The organism is Saccharopolyspora spinosa NRRL 18395, assembly GCF_000194155.1.
GTDB lineage: Bacteria > Actinomycetota > Actinomycetes > Mycobacteriales > Pseudonocardiaceae > Saccharopolyspora > Saccharopolyspora spinosa.
Genome location: NZ_GL877878.1, coordinates 2,206,943 through 2,220,218, shown reverse-complemented (window position 1 = coordinate 2,220,218; position 13,276 = coordinate 2,206,943). Strand labels below are relative to the sequence as shown.

The 13,276-nt window shown below is 69.4% G+C and carries 14 protein-coding genes; 5 read left to right on the top strand and 9 right to left on the bottom strand.

Annotated elements, in window-relative coordinates:
• Window positions 1-114 precede the first annotated feature (114 nt).
• A complete protein-coding gene (locus tag SSPN_RS0111095; RefSeq protein ID WP_010694489.1) occupies window positions 115-1,083 on the bottom strand; it encodes a chitinase in 969 nt (322 codons plus the stop codon).
• Between the two features lie 809 nt (window positions 1,084-1,892).
• On the opposite strand from SSPN_RS0111095, the gene SSPN_RS59550 reads away from it, so the two are divergent.
• From SSPN_RS59550 to SSPN_RS0111070, 4 genes are all read left to right on the top strand, one after another.
• A complete protein-coding gene (locus SSPN_RS59550; RefSeq protein ID WP_237710512.1) occupies window positions 1,893-2,309 on the top strand; it encodes an AMP-binding enzyme in 417 nt (138 codons plus the stop codon).
• A gap of 45 nt (window positions 2,310-2,354) precedes the next feature.
• A complete protein-coding gene (locus SSPN_RS0111080; RefSeq protein WP_010694481.1) occupies window positions 2,355-3,110 on the top strand; it encodes an SDR family oxidoreductase in 756 nt (251 codons plus the stop codon).
• Window positions 3,111-3,173: 63 nt separating this feature from the next.
• Window positions 3,174-3,947, top strand: coding sequence for an SDR family oxidoreductase (locus SSPN_RS0111075; protein ID WP_010694480.1), 774 nt, complete (start codon window positions 3,174-3,176; stop codon window positions 3,945-3,947).
• 79 nt (window positions 3,948-4,026) lie between these two features.
• Window positions 4,027-4,644: a TetR/AcrR family transcriptional regulator gene (locus SSPN_RS0111070; RefSeq protein WP_010694479.1), complete on the top strand. Its 618-nt coding sequence runs from the start codon at window positions 4,027-4,029 to the stop codon at window positions 4,642-4,644.
• 186 nt (window positions 4,645-4,830) lie between these two features.
• Here SSPN_RS0111070 and SSPN_RS0111065 read toward each other — a convergent pair whose 3' ends face one another.
• The 7 genes from SSPN_RS0111065 to SSPN_RS0111035 form a co-directional block, all read right to left on the bottom strand.
• Window positions 4,831-5,283, bottom strand: coding sequence for a MaoC family dehydratase (locus SSPN_RS0111065; protein ID WP_010694478.1), 453 nt, complete (start codon window positions 5,281-5,283; stop codon window positions 4,831-4,833).
• A 48-nt stretch (window positions 5,284-5,331) separates the two neighbouring features.
• The gene (locus SSPN_RS0111060; RefSeq protein WP_010694476.1) at window positions 5,332-6,450 is read right to left on the bottom strand and encodes an acyl-CoA dehydrogenase family protein; all 1,119 of its coding nucleotides are present in this window, start codon (window positions 6,448-6,450) and stop codon (window positions 5,332-5,334) included.
• Window positions 6,447-7,667, bottom strand: coding sequence for an acyl-CoA dehydrogenase family protein (locus SSPN_RS0111055; RefSeq protein WP_010694474.1), 1,221 nt, complete (start codon window positions 7,665-7,667; stop codon window positions 6,447-6,449). Before SSPN_RS0111055 ends, SSPN_RS0111060 begins: the two co-directional genes overlap by 4 nt.
• Complete coding sequence (fabG, locus tag SSPN_RS0111050) at window positions 7,667-8,422, bottom strand: 3-oxoacyl-ACP reductase FabG (protein ID WP_010694464.1); 756 nt, start codon at window positions 8,420-8,422, stop codon at window positions 7,667-7,669. The genes SSPN_RS0111055 and fabG overlap by 1 nt, the downstream gene beginning before the upstream one ends.
• Window positions 8,423-8,735: 313 nt before the next feature.
• Entirely contained in the window at window positions 8,736-9,953 is a 1,218-nt protein-coding gene (locus SSPN_RS0111045; protein ID WP_010694462.1) for an acyl-CoA dehydrogenase family protein, read from the bottom strand.
• A gap of 1 nt (window position 9,954) precedes the next feature.
• Entirely contained in the window at window positions 9,955-10,995 is a 1,041-nt protein-coding gene (locus tag SSPN_RS0111040; protein WP_010694460.1) for a phosphotransferase family protein, read from the bottom strand.
• Entirely contained in the window at window positions 10,992-11,684 is a 693-nt protein-coding gene (locus SSPN_RS0111035; RefSeq protein ID WP_010694458.1) for an HAD family hydrolase, read from the bottom strand. Before SSPN_RS0111035 ends, SSPN_RS0111040 begins: the two co-directional genes overlap by 4 nt.
• A gap of 109 nt (window positions 11,685-11,793) precedes the next feature.
• Here SSPN_RS0111035 and SSPN_RS0111030 point away from each other — a divergent pair, with 109 nt between their 5' ends.
• The gene (locus tag SSPN_RS0111030) at window positions 11,794-12,327 is read left to right on the top strand and encodes a DinB family protein (RefSeq protein ID WP_010694456.1); all 534 of its coding nucleotides are present in this window, start codon (window positions 11,794-11,796) and stop codon (window positions 12,325-12,327) included.
• Window positions 12,328-12,346: 19 nt separating this feature from the next.
• On the opposite strand, the gene SSPN_RS0111025 is transcribed toward SSPN_RS0111030, so the two are convergent.
• On the bottom strand, window positions 12,347-13,174 hold the full coding sequence (locus SSPN_RS0111025) for a TIGR03619 family F420-dependent LLM class oxidoreductase (RefSeq protein WP_237710511.1): 828 nt from the start codon (window positions 13,172-13,174) through the stop codon (window positions 12,347-12,349).
• Between the last annotated feature and the right edge of the window lie 102 nt (window positions 13,175-13,276).

Below are 13,276 nucleotides of genomic sequence, written 5' to 3'. Positions count from 1 at the left end.
AAGTATCACTTTTCGTAGCATGTGGATTGCGCACCGTGACGAACTTGCAGCTCCGGTCGGGGTGTTCTTTGGCGTGATCGTGGATCTGAAGACCCCGACCGGAGGCGGAGTCGGCTACGGCAGGCTGTCCAAATGGGTCCGAACCGGATCCGAGAAAGCATTGCCACTGCTGGCGTCCCAGTTGATGGACCAGGTCATCACGCCGCTGATCTCGGGGTGCGGCTGGTCCGGGGTGTACTGGCCGCAGTCGGTGGCGGCCGCCAGGCAGCTGAGCGCGTTGTTGACGATCGACGGATCGACGTACCCGCTGCCGGCCGCCGCGGCCGCCGCCGGCAGGCCCAGCGAAACCTGGTCCGGGCGCAGCACCTTCAGCAGGCTGCACGCCTGTGCGGTTATGAAGTCGACCGAGCCCTGGCTGTAGACCTGGCCGTCGCAGCCGCTCATCGAACCCGAGTTGTAGTACTGGGTGTGCACGACCGTGAGGATGTCCTTGACGTTGTCGACCAGCTGCAGGTAGGAGCCGCCGGGTTGCACGTCGAGGGTCTGCGGCGCGACGGTCAGCACGAAGTCATCGCCCACGCGTTCGCGCAGCTGACGGATCGCGCTGGTCGTGTTGGGGACGTTTAGCCCGTGCTCCAGGTCAATGTCAAACCCATTTATTCCATAATCAGTTAAGATTTTTCCAACCGAGTCGACAAAATTTGCGACGTTCGCTTCGCTGCCGAGGTCGACATTTCCTTTTTCGCCGCCGATTGAGAGCACGAATGTCTTGCCCTCGGCCCGCTTCGCGGCGATGTCTGATTTGAGCTGCTCGTCGGTGTAGCCGCCGAGTGCGGTGGACAGCTCCGGGTCGACGTTGAAGGTGACCGCGCCGGGTCGGGCCGAGTCGGCATTGCCGAATGCCAGTGCGATGACGTCGTAATTCGGCGAGATGTCGCTGATCTTCAGCGGCTTGGCGTTGTTGACGAAGTTCTGCCAGTACCCGGTGAGCTGGTGCTTGGGCAGCGCTTGCCGGGTGGTGGCGGAGCTGGCGGGGGCGAACGCGAGCGCTGCGGCGAGGACGGCCGCGGCGAGCGCGGCCATTCGTCTGGTCATGCGGGCCTCCGTGGGGTGAGAGCCGGATGATGTCCTCGCAAAATGGACTGGACCAGTTGGGTGGTCAAGGTTTTGGCGATGTTGCGAAGCGGGAGTTGCGCCGGTCGGAGCACGGCGGTGCCACCGAGGCTTGACGAGACCGGGCGTGGGTCGTTGACTGGACGTACCGACTGGTCGGTCTCGATGTGGAGGTGGCGCGTTGGCCAGCGCGTACGACGAACGACTTTGGCTGGCGCTCTACGGCGGCGAGGTCGCCGCCGAGATCGAGCCGCGGTTCGACAGCATGCTCGAACTGTCCTCCGCTGCCCACCGGGAAAACCCGGACCACGTGGCCATCACCTACTTCGACGGCCGGATCAGCGACCGGGAGCTCGACGAGCTCAGCGACGGGCTGGCCGTCCACCTGGTCGCACAGGGGGCCGGCCGGGGCGACCGGCTGCCCCTGTACCTGCAGACCCGCCACGCGCCGCGGCTGTTCGTCAAGCTCGAACGCTGTCCGGCCGCCGGGTGCGTGGACCTGCTGGCGGTCGCGCGGGCGAACGCCGGACGGCGACCCCCGGAGATCGAACTGGCCAGTTCGGACGTCGCGCTGCTCGTCTGCACCTCGGGGACCAGCGGCGTGCCCAAGGGCGCCACCAACGCGCACGGCAACGTCGTGTTCAACGCCGAAGGCACGCAGACCCGGGTACAAGGAGCTCGGCGGCAACGGGATCTTCGGGCTCGCACCTCTGTTCCACATCACCGGCCTGGCCTGCCAGCTCGGTGCCGCACTGGCGCTGGGGCGGCAACTCGACCTGGTGTGCGGCTTCGAGCCCGGCGTGGTGCTCGACGCGCTGGCCGGACACCGCTCGGATTCATGGACGCGCAGGGCTGGTGCTACGTGGACGAAGGACATGATCAACGCCGCCAGCTTCAAGGTCCGGCCGCGCGAGGTCGAGGACGTCCGCTACGGACACCCGGCGGTGCGGGAAGTCGCCGTCGTCGGCGTGCCGGACTCATACCGGGGCGAGACCGTGAAGGCCTACGTCGGCCTGAGCACCGGTGCCTCGGCCACCGCGGCGGAGCTCGTGGCCTACTGCAAGCAGCAGCTCGCCGCGTACAAGTATCCGCGCAGCATCGAAATCCTGGACGAGCTGCCGAAGACCGCGACCGGCAAGATCCTGCGCCGCCAACTGCCGGACACCGCCCGCGACGCGTCCGAGGTCCCGCGCTGACAGCGGCTGCCACCGCGTGAAAACGCCGTGAGAGAAGGGAAACCGATGAGCAAGCGTTTCGACGGGCGGGTCGCGATCGTGACCGGGGCGAGCCGGGGCATCGGCCTGGCCATCGCTGAACGCCTGGTGGCAGAGGGCGCGAAAGTCACCCTGACGGCGCGCAAGCCCGAGCCGCTGGCCGAGGCGGTGCAGGGCCTCGGCGGCGTCGAGAACGCGCTCGGCATCCCCGGCAAGGCCGACGACGAGGAGCACCAAGCCGAAGCGGTCGCCAAGACAGTGGAGACCTTCGGCCGGGTGGACATGCTGGTCAACAACACCGGCATCAACCCCACCTACGGCCCGCTGATCGACCTGGAGCACGGGATCGCGCGCAAGATCTTCGAGGTCAACGTGCTGGCCGCGCTCGCGTGGACCCAGCAGGTGTACCGCACGTGGATGAAGGAGCACGGCGGCTCGGTGCTCAATGTGTCCTCCGTGGCCGGTCTGCGCCCCGCGCCGGGGATCGGCTTCTACGGCGCGACGAAGGCGACGCTGGCGTACATCACCAAGGAACTCGCGGTGGAGCTCGGCCCGGACATCCGGGTCAACGCCATCGCCCCGGCCGTGGTCAAGACGAAGTTCGCCACGGCGCTGTACGAAGACAAGGAGGACGAGGTCGCCGCGGGTTACCCGTTGAAGCGCCTGGGAGTTCCCTCCGACATCAGCGGCGCGGCGGCGTTCCTGCTCTCCGAAGAGGCGTCCTGGGTCACCGGCCAAGTCCTGGTCCTGGACGGCGGCGTGACCCTGAAGGGCGGTGTGTGAGCTCGTGGCGATTGCACGCGAAATCGCCGCTGTCGAAGGCGGAACCAGACTCGGGGAAGGGCGGTGTGCGAGTTGCAGCTCGCCGATTCGGTCGTGGTGGTCACCGGTGCCGGCAACGGCATCGGTGCGGCGATGAGCCGGAAGTTCGCGTCATCCGGGGCGAAGGTCGTGCTGGGCGACGTGGATGCCGAAGAGGTCCGGCGGGTGGCCGCCGAAGTGGGCGGGGTCGCGGTGCCCGGTGACGCGGCGAGCGAGGACGGTGTGCGCGCGCTGGTCGACGCCGCCCTCGGCGAGCACGAGCGGATCGACCTGTTCTGCGCCAACGCCGGGATTTCCCGCAGCGGCGGGCCGGAGGCCGACGAGGACGCCTGGGCCCAGTCCTGGGAGGTCAACGTGATGGCGCACGTCCGCGCCGCCCGAGCGGTGCTGCCGCACTGGCTGGAGCGGGGGCAGGGGCACTTCCTGGCGACCGTGTCGGCCGCCGGCCTGCTGACGATGCTGCAGGCGGCGCCGTATTCGGTGACCAAGCACGCCGCGCTCGGTTTCGCCGAATGGCTGGCGATCACCTACGCCGATCGCGGCATCACGGTGCAGGCCCTCTGCCCGCAGGGGGTGCGCACGAACATGCTCGGCAGCAGCAGCAACGCCGGCGAGGTGATCCTGGCGAAGGGCGCGCTCGAACCCGAGCAGGTCGCCGACGTGGTCGCCGACTCGCTGGACGGCAGGGAATTCCTGATCTTGCCGCACCCGGAGGTCGCCGACTACTACGCGCTGCGGGCCGCCGAACCGCAGCGCTGGCACGCTGGCATGCGGAAACTTCAGCGCAAACTGAAGTAGGGCACGCGTCGCCGCCGGTCCGCGCGAAGCCGGACCGGCAGGTCGATACGCTGAGTGGGCATCGACAGGGGAGGTTGACATGGCGCGGTCGGCGAACGGTCGCACTACTGCCGGACCGGCGGCGGGCGCCGAACCGGTTCCGCAGCGGTTGCTGGCCGTGGCCACGCGGTTGTTCGCCGAGCAGGGCTTCGAGATGACCTCGGTGCAGCAGATCGTGGACGCCGCCGGGGTCACCAAGGGAGCGATGTACCACTACTTCGGCTCCAAGGACGACCTGCTCTACGAGATCTACGCGCGGGTGCTGCGCGACCAGCACGCGCGGATGGAGAGCGCGGCGGCCAGCGACGCGCCGGTGCAGGAGAGGCTGCACGCGGTGGCCGCGGACGTTGTCGCCACGACGGCCGCCAACCTCGACGACACGGTGATCTTCTTCCGCTCCATGCACCTGCTGCACGCGGACAAGCAGGCGGAAGTCCGGGCGGAGCGGCGGCGCTACCACGAGCGGGTGCGGGCGTTGATCGAGGAGGGCCAGTTCTCCGGGGTGTTCCGGTCGGACAAGTCGGCGGACCTGGTGGTCGATTTCTTCTTCGGCGCGGTGCACCACCTCGGCTCCTGGTTCCGCAAGGACGGCAAGCTCACGGGTGAGGAGGTCGGCGAGCAGTTCGCCGACCTCCTCATGGCCTCCCTGCGCCCCTGAGCAGGACGGGGCGCGACGGGCGCTGTCTTGTCCTGTTTGGACAGCGGATTCGCGGGGCGCTGGGCCCCGGTATGGGCATCCACATCGCACCCTTCCCCGGAAAGGGGTGAAGTTCGAAGGGCACCTCTTGCCGGCGTACCTGACTGACGTACTCGGCAAGAAGGTGCCCTTCGCGCGGGAAATTCGTCAGAAGATCACTCGGGTGAGGCCTTCTGCCACGCAGGCCGGTTTGGTGCCGCCCTCGATCTCGATGGTCGACTTGACCGTCAGCTGGAGCCCACCGTCCACTTCGGTCACCGCCGCCAGCTCCGTGGTGGCGCGGACTCGCGAACCGACCAGGACCGGGCTGGGGAAGCGGACCTTGTTCAGGCCGTAGTTGATCCCCATCTTGGCGCCCTCGAACTTGTAGGTCTGGGAGTTCAGCTTCGGCAGCAGGCTCAGGGTGAGGTACCCGTGCGCGATCGGTCCGCCGAACGGTCCCTTCTCGGCACGCTCCACGTCGATGTGGATCCACTGGTGGTCCAGGGTGGCGTCGGCGAACTGGTTCACCTGCTCCTGGGTGATGGTCAGCCAGTCGCTGGTGCCGAGCTTCTCGCCCGTCGCCGCGATGATCTCTTCCTTGCTGCTGAATACCCGCAATTCAAAACCTCCTTGAGCGACAACGAAAAGCTGGGTCTTCTTGTCATCTCAGGGCGTGGGCAGGTCGGCTAGTTCGGCGATGCGCTGCCGGTGCGTCTCGGCGATGCCGAAGGAGAGCTGGGAGCTCTTGGCTCGGCCCAGGTACAGGTGCGCCGAGTGCTCCCAGGTCATCCCGATGCCGCCGTGCAGCTGCAGGTGCTCCTCTGCGGCCCGCACCACGAGGTCGGAGCAGAAGGACTGCGCGATGGCCACCGCGAGTTCCGACTCCTCGTCGCCGCGCGCCAGGGTGTCGGCGGCGTTGCGGGCGACGGCCCGCGCCGAGCTCACCCCCGTCCACAGGTCGGCGAGCCGGTGCTTGACCGCCTGGAACGAGCCGATCTGGCGGCCGAACTGGTAGCGCGTCTTGGCGTACGCGACGGTGGCCTCCAGGCACTGCTCGGCCAGCCCCACCTGCTCGGCGGCCAGCAGCCCGGCCGCGGTTACCAGCGCCTGCCGGAGGATCCGCTCGGCGCCGGCGCCGGAGGCGATCCGCTCGCCGACCGCACCGTCCAGGGTGAGCGTGCCGAACCGCCGGGTGAGGTCCAGCGGTGTCGTCGAGGCCCGCGACACCCCGGACACCGAGGTGTCCACCAGATACAGCGCCGCGCCGTCGGCGTCGGTTGCGGGCACCACGACGTAGTCGGCGACCTCCAGATCCACCACCGCCGACACCGAGCCGCTCAGCGCGGACCCATCGGCCTTGACCGACTGCGGGAATGCGCCGTATGGCACGGTGGTCAACCCGACGGCGACGGTGCAGAGCTGGGAGCCGTCGATGAACTGCGGCAGGATCTCCCGGACTAGCGGCTGCCCGGCGCAGGCCACCAGGGCGGCGGTGGTCAGCAGGTTGCTCAGGAACGGCACCGGGGCGACGGACCGGCCGATCTCCTCGGCCACCACCGAGAGCTCCCGGGCGCTGGCCCCGGCGCCGCCGAGCTCCTCGGGCACCAGCAGCGCGGCGAGCCCGAGTTCCCCGGCGAGGGTCCGCCACAGCGCGAGGTCGTAGGGCTCGTCGGTTTCGCAGCGGGCCAGCACGGCAGTCCAGTCGCACCGGTCGCGCAGCAGCCGGCGGACGTTGGCGCGCAGGTCCTCTTCCACTTCGCTGTAGAGCAGATCTGGGGCGCTCATCGCGGCAGCTCCTTCCACGGCCGGTCCTTGTCGGTGCGGATCTCCGGCGGCAGGCCCAGCACCCGCTCGGCGATGATGTTGCGCAGGATCTCGGTGGTGCCGCCCTCGATCGAGTTGCCCTTCGCCCGCAGGTACCGGAACCCGGGATCGCGCTTGACGAAGTCTGTGTACTCGGGCTGGCGGAACGTCCAGTCGTCGTAGGCCAGCCCCGGTTCGCCGAGGAACTCCAGCTCGAACCCGGTGATCGCCTGGTTCTGCTCGGAGTACGCCACCTTGACCGCGGAGCCCTCGGGGCCGGGTTCGCCGATGGCGAGCTGCTGGCGCAGCCGGATGCTGGTCAGCCGGATCGCCTCGGCCTCCACCCACAGCCGCAGCAGCCGGTCGTGCAGGCCGTGCGTGCGCTTCTCCGGGTGGTTGCGCCAGGCCTCGGCGGCGAGGCCGATCATGCCGCCTTCTCGCGCGGGCGTGCGCCCGCCGATCGCGACCCGCTCGTTCATCAGGGTGCCCAGCGCGACCTGCCAGCCCTGGCCGACCTCGCCGAGGCGCTGCGAGTCCGGGATCCGCACCCCGCTCAGGAACACCTCGTTGAACTCGGCCGCACCGGTGAGCTGCCGCAGCGGGCGGACTTCCACGCCCGGCGCGGTCATGTCGCAGATGAAGTAGGACAGGCCCTTGTGCTTTGGCTGGTCCGGGTCGGAGCGGGCGACCAGGATCCCCCAGCGGGCCTGGTGCGCCAGCGACGTCCAGACCTTCTGCCCGTCCACCACCCACTCTCCCTCGCTCGCGGCTTCGCTCGAGCGGGAGGTACCCCCCTTGTCGCGCACCGCCCGGGTGGACAGCGCGGCGAGGTCCGATCCGGCGCCGGGTTCGCTGAACAGCTGGCACCAGACCTCCTCTCCGGTCCATAGTGGACGGAGGTAGCGGCGGCGCTGCTCGTCGGTGCCGAAGCGCAGGATCGTCGGCGCTGCCATGCCCAGCCCGATGACGTTGAGCTGAGGCTTGTTGTCCGGCGCGCCGGCTTCAGCGAAGGCGGCGTCCACCACCGGCTGCAGCTCCCGCGCGGCGCCCAAGCCGCCGAGACCGGCGGGGAAGTGCACCCACGCCAGCCCGGCATCGAAGCGCGCCCGAAGGAACTCCAGCCGATCCAGCTGCGCGGGGTCGTTCGCGGCGAGGAATTCCCTTACCTTGCTGCGGAGTTCGTCGGCGTCCACGGTCATCACACCTTCGGTCCGCCGGCCACGTAGATCACCTGGCCGGAGACGAAACCGGAGCGCTCGTCGACGAAGAACGACACCGTGTTGGCGACGTCCTCCGGCTGGCCGGCGCGGGCTACCGGGATCTGGCTCGCCGCGGCCTTGGCGAAGTCCTCGAAGTCCATCCCGACCCGCTCGGCGGTCGCCTTGGTCATGTCGGTGGCGATGAAACCGGGGGCGATCGCGTTGGCGGTGACGCCGAACTTGCCGAGCTCGATGGCCAGCGTCTTGGTCAGGCCCTGCAACCCCGCCTTGGCGGTGGAGTAGTTGGCCTGGCCACGGTTGCCCAGCGCGGAGGTGCTGGAGAGGTTGACGATCCGGCCCCACTTGGCCTCGACCATGTGCTTCTGGACCGCGCGGCTCATCAGGAACGAGCCCCGCAGGTGCACGTTCATCACGGTGTCCCAGTCGTCCTCGGACATCTTGAACAGCATGTTGTCCCGGATGACGCCGGCGTTGTTGACCAGCACCGTGGGCCCGCCGAGTTTCGCGGCGATGCGGTCCACCGCGGACTCCACCTGCCCGGCGTCGCTGACGTCGCAGCCGACGGCCAGCGCCGTGCCGCCGCCGGACTCGATGGCCGACACCGTGTCGGCGCATTGTTTCTCGTCGAGGTCGATGACCGCCACGGCGAAGCCGTCCTCGGCCAGACGCTTGGCTGTGGCGGCCCCGATACCGCGAGCGGCACCGGTGACGATCGCGACACGACTGTCTGCCATTTGATCTCCTTGCGGGTTGTGGTTGTGGATTTGAGATGGGCGGCGGCCGTTCAAACGACGATTACGCCCCCGAAGCCCTCGGCATTGGTGGTGCTGTGTACGTGGCTGCGAGTTCGCGCCGGGCAAACAGCGTCAGCCACTTTCTCCTTCGCCACCCCTGCGACTCGCACCCCTGCGACTCGCACCCCCGCGGGTACTCAGACGTCTTCTCGGGAGGACATCCCCAGCGTGGTGGACGGTCGGATATCCCGGAGCCGAGAAGGCGTCCGAGGTTCCGCTCCCCGCACTGCTGCGCGAACCAGCCCGCGAACATTTACTTGTACTTCTTCAGTTCGCGGCGGGCCAGGGAGCGCCGGTGCACCTCGTCCGGCCCGTCGACGATGTGCAGGGTGCGGGCGTGCGCGTACAGGTGGGCCAGCGGGAACTCCTGGCTGACGCCACCGCCGCCGTGCGCCTGGATGGCCCGGTCGATGACCCAGGTGGCCATCTGCGGCACGCCGACCTTGATCGCCTGGATCTCGGTGTGGGCGCCCTGGTTGCCGGCGGTGTCCATCAGCCACGCGGTCTTGAGCACCAGCAGCCTGGCCTGCTCGATCTTCACCCGGGACTCGGCGATCCAGTGCTGGACCACGCCCTGGTCGGCCAGCGGCTTACCGAAGGCGATCCGCTCGTTGGCGCGGCGGCACATCAGCTCCAGCGCGCGCTCGGCCATGCCGATGGCCCGCATGCAGTGGTGGATGCGGCCGGGGCCGAGCCGGGCCTGGGCGATCGAGAAGCCCTCGCCCTCGCCAGCGATGATGTTCTCCACCGGCACCCGAGCGTTCTCGAACACGATCTCGGCGTGTCCGCCGTGGTCGGCGTCGGTGTAGCCGAAGACGTTCATGCTGCGCTTGATCTGCACGCCCGGCGTGTCCTTGGGCACCAGGATCTGGCTCTGCTGGCGGTGCCGCTCGGCGTTCGGGTCGGTCTTGCCCATCACGATCAGGATCTTGCAGCGCGGGCTCATCGCGCCGGAGGAGAACCACTTGCGACCGTTGATCACGTAGTTGTCGCCGTCGCGTTCGATGCGGGTGCCGATGTTGGTGGCGTCGGAGGAGGCGACGGCGGGCTCGGTCATGCAGAACGCGGACCGGATCTCGCCGTCCAGCAGCGGCTGCAGCCACTGCTTCTTCTGCTGCTCGGTGCCGAACAGCGCCAGCACCTCCATGTTGCCGGTGTCCGGCGCGGCGCAGTTGGTGGCCTCCGGGGCCAGCCGGCCGACCCGGCCCATGATCTCGGCCAGCGGCGCGTACTGCAGGTTGGTCAGCCCGGCGCCGTGCTCGCCCTCGCCCGGCAGGAACAGGTTCCACAGGCCGCGGTTGCGGGCCTCGGCCTTGAGCTCCTCGATGACCGGCGGGTGCGCCGACCACGGGTCGTCGGCCTCGGCCAGCTGCTCCAGGAACACCGGTTCGGCGGGGTAGACGTGCGAGTCCATGAAGTCCAGCAGTTGCTTGCGCAGCTCCTCGGTGCGTTCGTCGTAGCCGAAATCCACCTCATACCTCCTTGAGGGTGGCGAGACCCTGCTCGACCAGTGGTGCCACCAGTGCGCCGACGTGTTCGAAGCCTTCGCCGACCGTCTGGTTGTGGATGAAGCGGTAGTGGATCCCTTCCAGGATCACGGAGATCTTGAAGAACCCGAACGCCACGTACCAGTTCATGTCGGACAGATCGGTGCCGCTGCGTTCGGCGTAGCGGTCCAGCAGTTGTCGTGCGGCCGGGAAGCCGAAGTCGGGGCCCACGCCCTTGGCGATGGGGTTGCGCTCCACGCCGTTGAAGCCTTCCCAGTACACGGCGAGCAGTCCGAGATCGGTGAGCGGATCGCCGATGGTGGCCATCTCCCAGTCCAGGACGGCCCGGATGCGCTGGTCGTCGCCGACGATCACGTTGTCCAGCCGGTAGTCGCCGTGCACGATCCCGGTGCGCGGCGTGCTGGGGACGGTCTTCGCCAGCCGGGCGGCGAGCTCTTCGACGCCGTCGATGTCGCGGCTGTGTGAGGCGGCCAGCTGCTTGCTCCAGCGGCGGACCTGACGTTCCAGGAAGCCTTCCGGGCGGCCGAATTCGCCCAGCCCGACGGCGTCCGGGGCGATCGAGTGCAGATCGGCGAGCACGTCCATCAGCTGCCAGGCCAGGTCGACGCGCTGCTGCTGGGCGAGCCGTTCGGTCAGCTGCGGTGTGCGGTAGACGGTGCCCGGCACGTACTCCATGAGGTAGAACGGGGCCCCGAGCCCGCTTTCGTCCTGGCACAGGAGGTGGGTTTCCGGCACCGGCACCGGCGTTCCGGCCAGCGCGGACAACACCCGGAACTCGCGGGTCATGTCGTGCGCGGTGGCCAGCACGTGACCCAGCGGCGGGCGGCGCACCACCCACTGGTGCGCGCCGTCCCCGACGACGTAGGTCAGGTTGGACCGTCCACCTTGGACGAATTCGCCCGTGAGCGGTCCGCCGACCAGGCCGGGCCGCTCGGCGTCGAGGTGCGCCCGCAGCCGGTCGAGGTCGAGGCCCGGCAGCTCACCGGCCGGCGGTTGGGCGTTCAACGGCGCTCCTTGTCTTGCGGGAGGTCCTGGCGCAGGGCCGGGACGAGTTCGGCGAGCCGGGCGCGGGTCGCGGCGGCGTCGGTGTGCAGCACCGCGTGCATCCCGAGCCGCTGGGCGGCTTCGATGTTCGGGGCGCCGTCGTCGACGAACGCCGCTTCGTGCGGCGGAAGCCCGAGGCGGTCCAGGGCCAGTCGGTAGATCTGCGGGTCGGGCTTGCGGAGCCCGACCTCGCCGGAGATCACCGTGCACTCGAAGAGCCCGTCGAGCAATTCCCAGGGGTAGTTGTTGCCCCAGCTGTTGGACAGCAGCGCGGTCCGCACGTCGCAGGCCCGCAGCCGGCGCACCAGGTCGAGCATCGCCGGTTCGCTGCGCATCTGCGCGAACAGCCGCTTCAGGAGCCCGTCCGGCGGGACAGGGCCGTCGTCGAAGGTGCGCAGCCGCGCCGCGAGGGTGCGGTCGAACTCGGCGGCGGTGATCTCGCCGGTCTCCAGCCGGTGGATCGGGGTGCCCTCGGGGGCGCTGCGCGACAGCCAGTCCTTGAGCGCGGCGGAGAACGTTTCCGGGCGGATCCGCTCCTGCTCGGTCCACGCGCGGATGGCGGCGCGGCCGGAGATGGTCAACACCCCTCCGTAGTCGAAGATCACCGCCCGGATCGCGTGGATTGCGGGGGCCGCGTCGATGGAACCCATGCCCAGGACCGTACCGACTAGACGGTATGTGCGCTAGACCCCGCTGCTCACCTCGGGTGGACCCCGCGAAATCCGGGCGGGCGCCACGGGCCGGATCTAGGGTGGCGGCATGGACTGGCGGGCGGAAGTTCTCGATCAACTCGACTTCTACTGGACGATGTGGCGGCCTGGCCTCGACGGCCTGACCGACGAGGAGTACTTCTGGGAGCCGGTCCCCGATTGCTGGTCGCTGCGGCGGGTCGACGACGGCTGGGCGATGGACTTCGCCTTCCCCGAGCCGGTGCCGCCGCCGTTCACCACGATCGCCTGGCGGCTGGGCCACATCTCCGGACACGTCTTCGCGATGCGCGCCAACAACCACTTCGGCGACGCCTCGTACCGGATGGACGCCCCCGGCTACCCGGGCTCGGCGGCGGCTGCGCTGGCCTACCTCGACGAACAGAAGACGTTGTGGCGCAACGGTATCGGTTCCCTCGACGTCGAAGGGTGGGAGACGCCGGTCGGCCCCGCCGAGGGCCCGTTCGCCGACCGCAGCTACGCCGCGCTGGCGCTGCACCTCAACCGCGAACTGTTCCACCACGGCGCCGAGGTGAGCCTGCTGCGCGACCTCTACCGAGCCACGGCCGGACGCAGCCTCGCCTGATCTCCCGGGGTGCGGGTCGTCAGGTGTTGAAGGAGTTCCGGATCCGGGCGGCGAGGTCCAGGAGCTCGGCCGGGGTCGAGGTGGTGAACTGCAGGTCGACGAACGCGTCGGCGACGCCCAGTTCGGCCACCTCGCGCAGGTAGCCGACGAGCTGCTCGACCGGGCCGGTGCCCGGCGTCGCCGTCGGGATTGCCTGGACCACGGGGTTGATGCGCAGGGCAGTGGCGATCGGTCCGCGCCCGGCTTCCCGCGCCTGGTCGGCGATGCTCGTGAGCGCGCCCCGCAGCGCCTGCACCGGCAGCGCCACGCCCAGCCAGCCGTCCGCGCGGCGACCGATGCGCCGGAACGCCGCAGGGGAGAGCCCGCCCAGGTAGATCGGCAGGTGCTGCTGCACTGGCTTGGGCTGGAAGTCGCCGGGGCTGATGGTCCAGAACTTGCCGCTGTGCCGCACCGGGTCGGCCGCCCAGAGGCTTGCCAACACGTCCAGGGTCTCGTCCAGCCGTGCGCCGCGCTCCCGCCAAGGCACCGCGACCGCGTCGTACTCGTCGCGCGACCAGCTCAGCCCGAACCCGGCGATGACCCTGCCGCGGCTGAGCCGGTCGAGCCCGGCGAAGCTTCGGGCGAGGTGGATCGGCGGGTGCAGCGGGGCGCTGAGCGTGCTGGTGCCCAGCCGCGGGCGCGTGGTGGCGTTCGCCGCGAGTGCCAGTACCAGCAGCGGGTCGAGGCCGCTGCGGAACTGCTCGGGCATGGTGCCGCCCGGGTACGGCGTGCTCGGGGCGGTGGCGGCGTGCACGCGTTCGCCCGCCCAGAGACTTTCGAAGCCGAGCGCTTCGGCTTCGGCGGCCATCGTCGGCACCAGGGTCGGATCAGAGAAGGGGCCGAACTGTGGAAGGCTCAGTCCAAGGCGCATGGGAATCATCGTGTCGATCCGGGATCCCCGCTGACAACT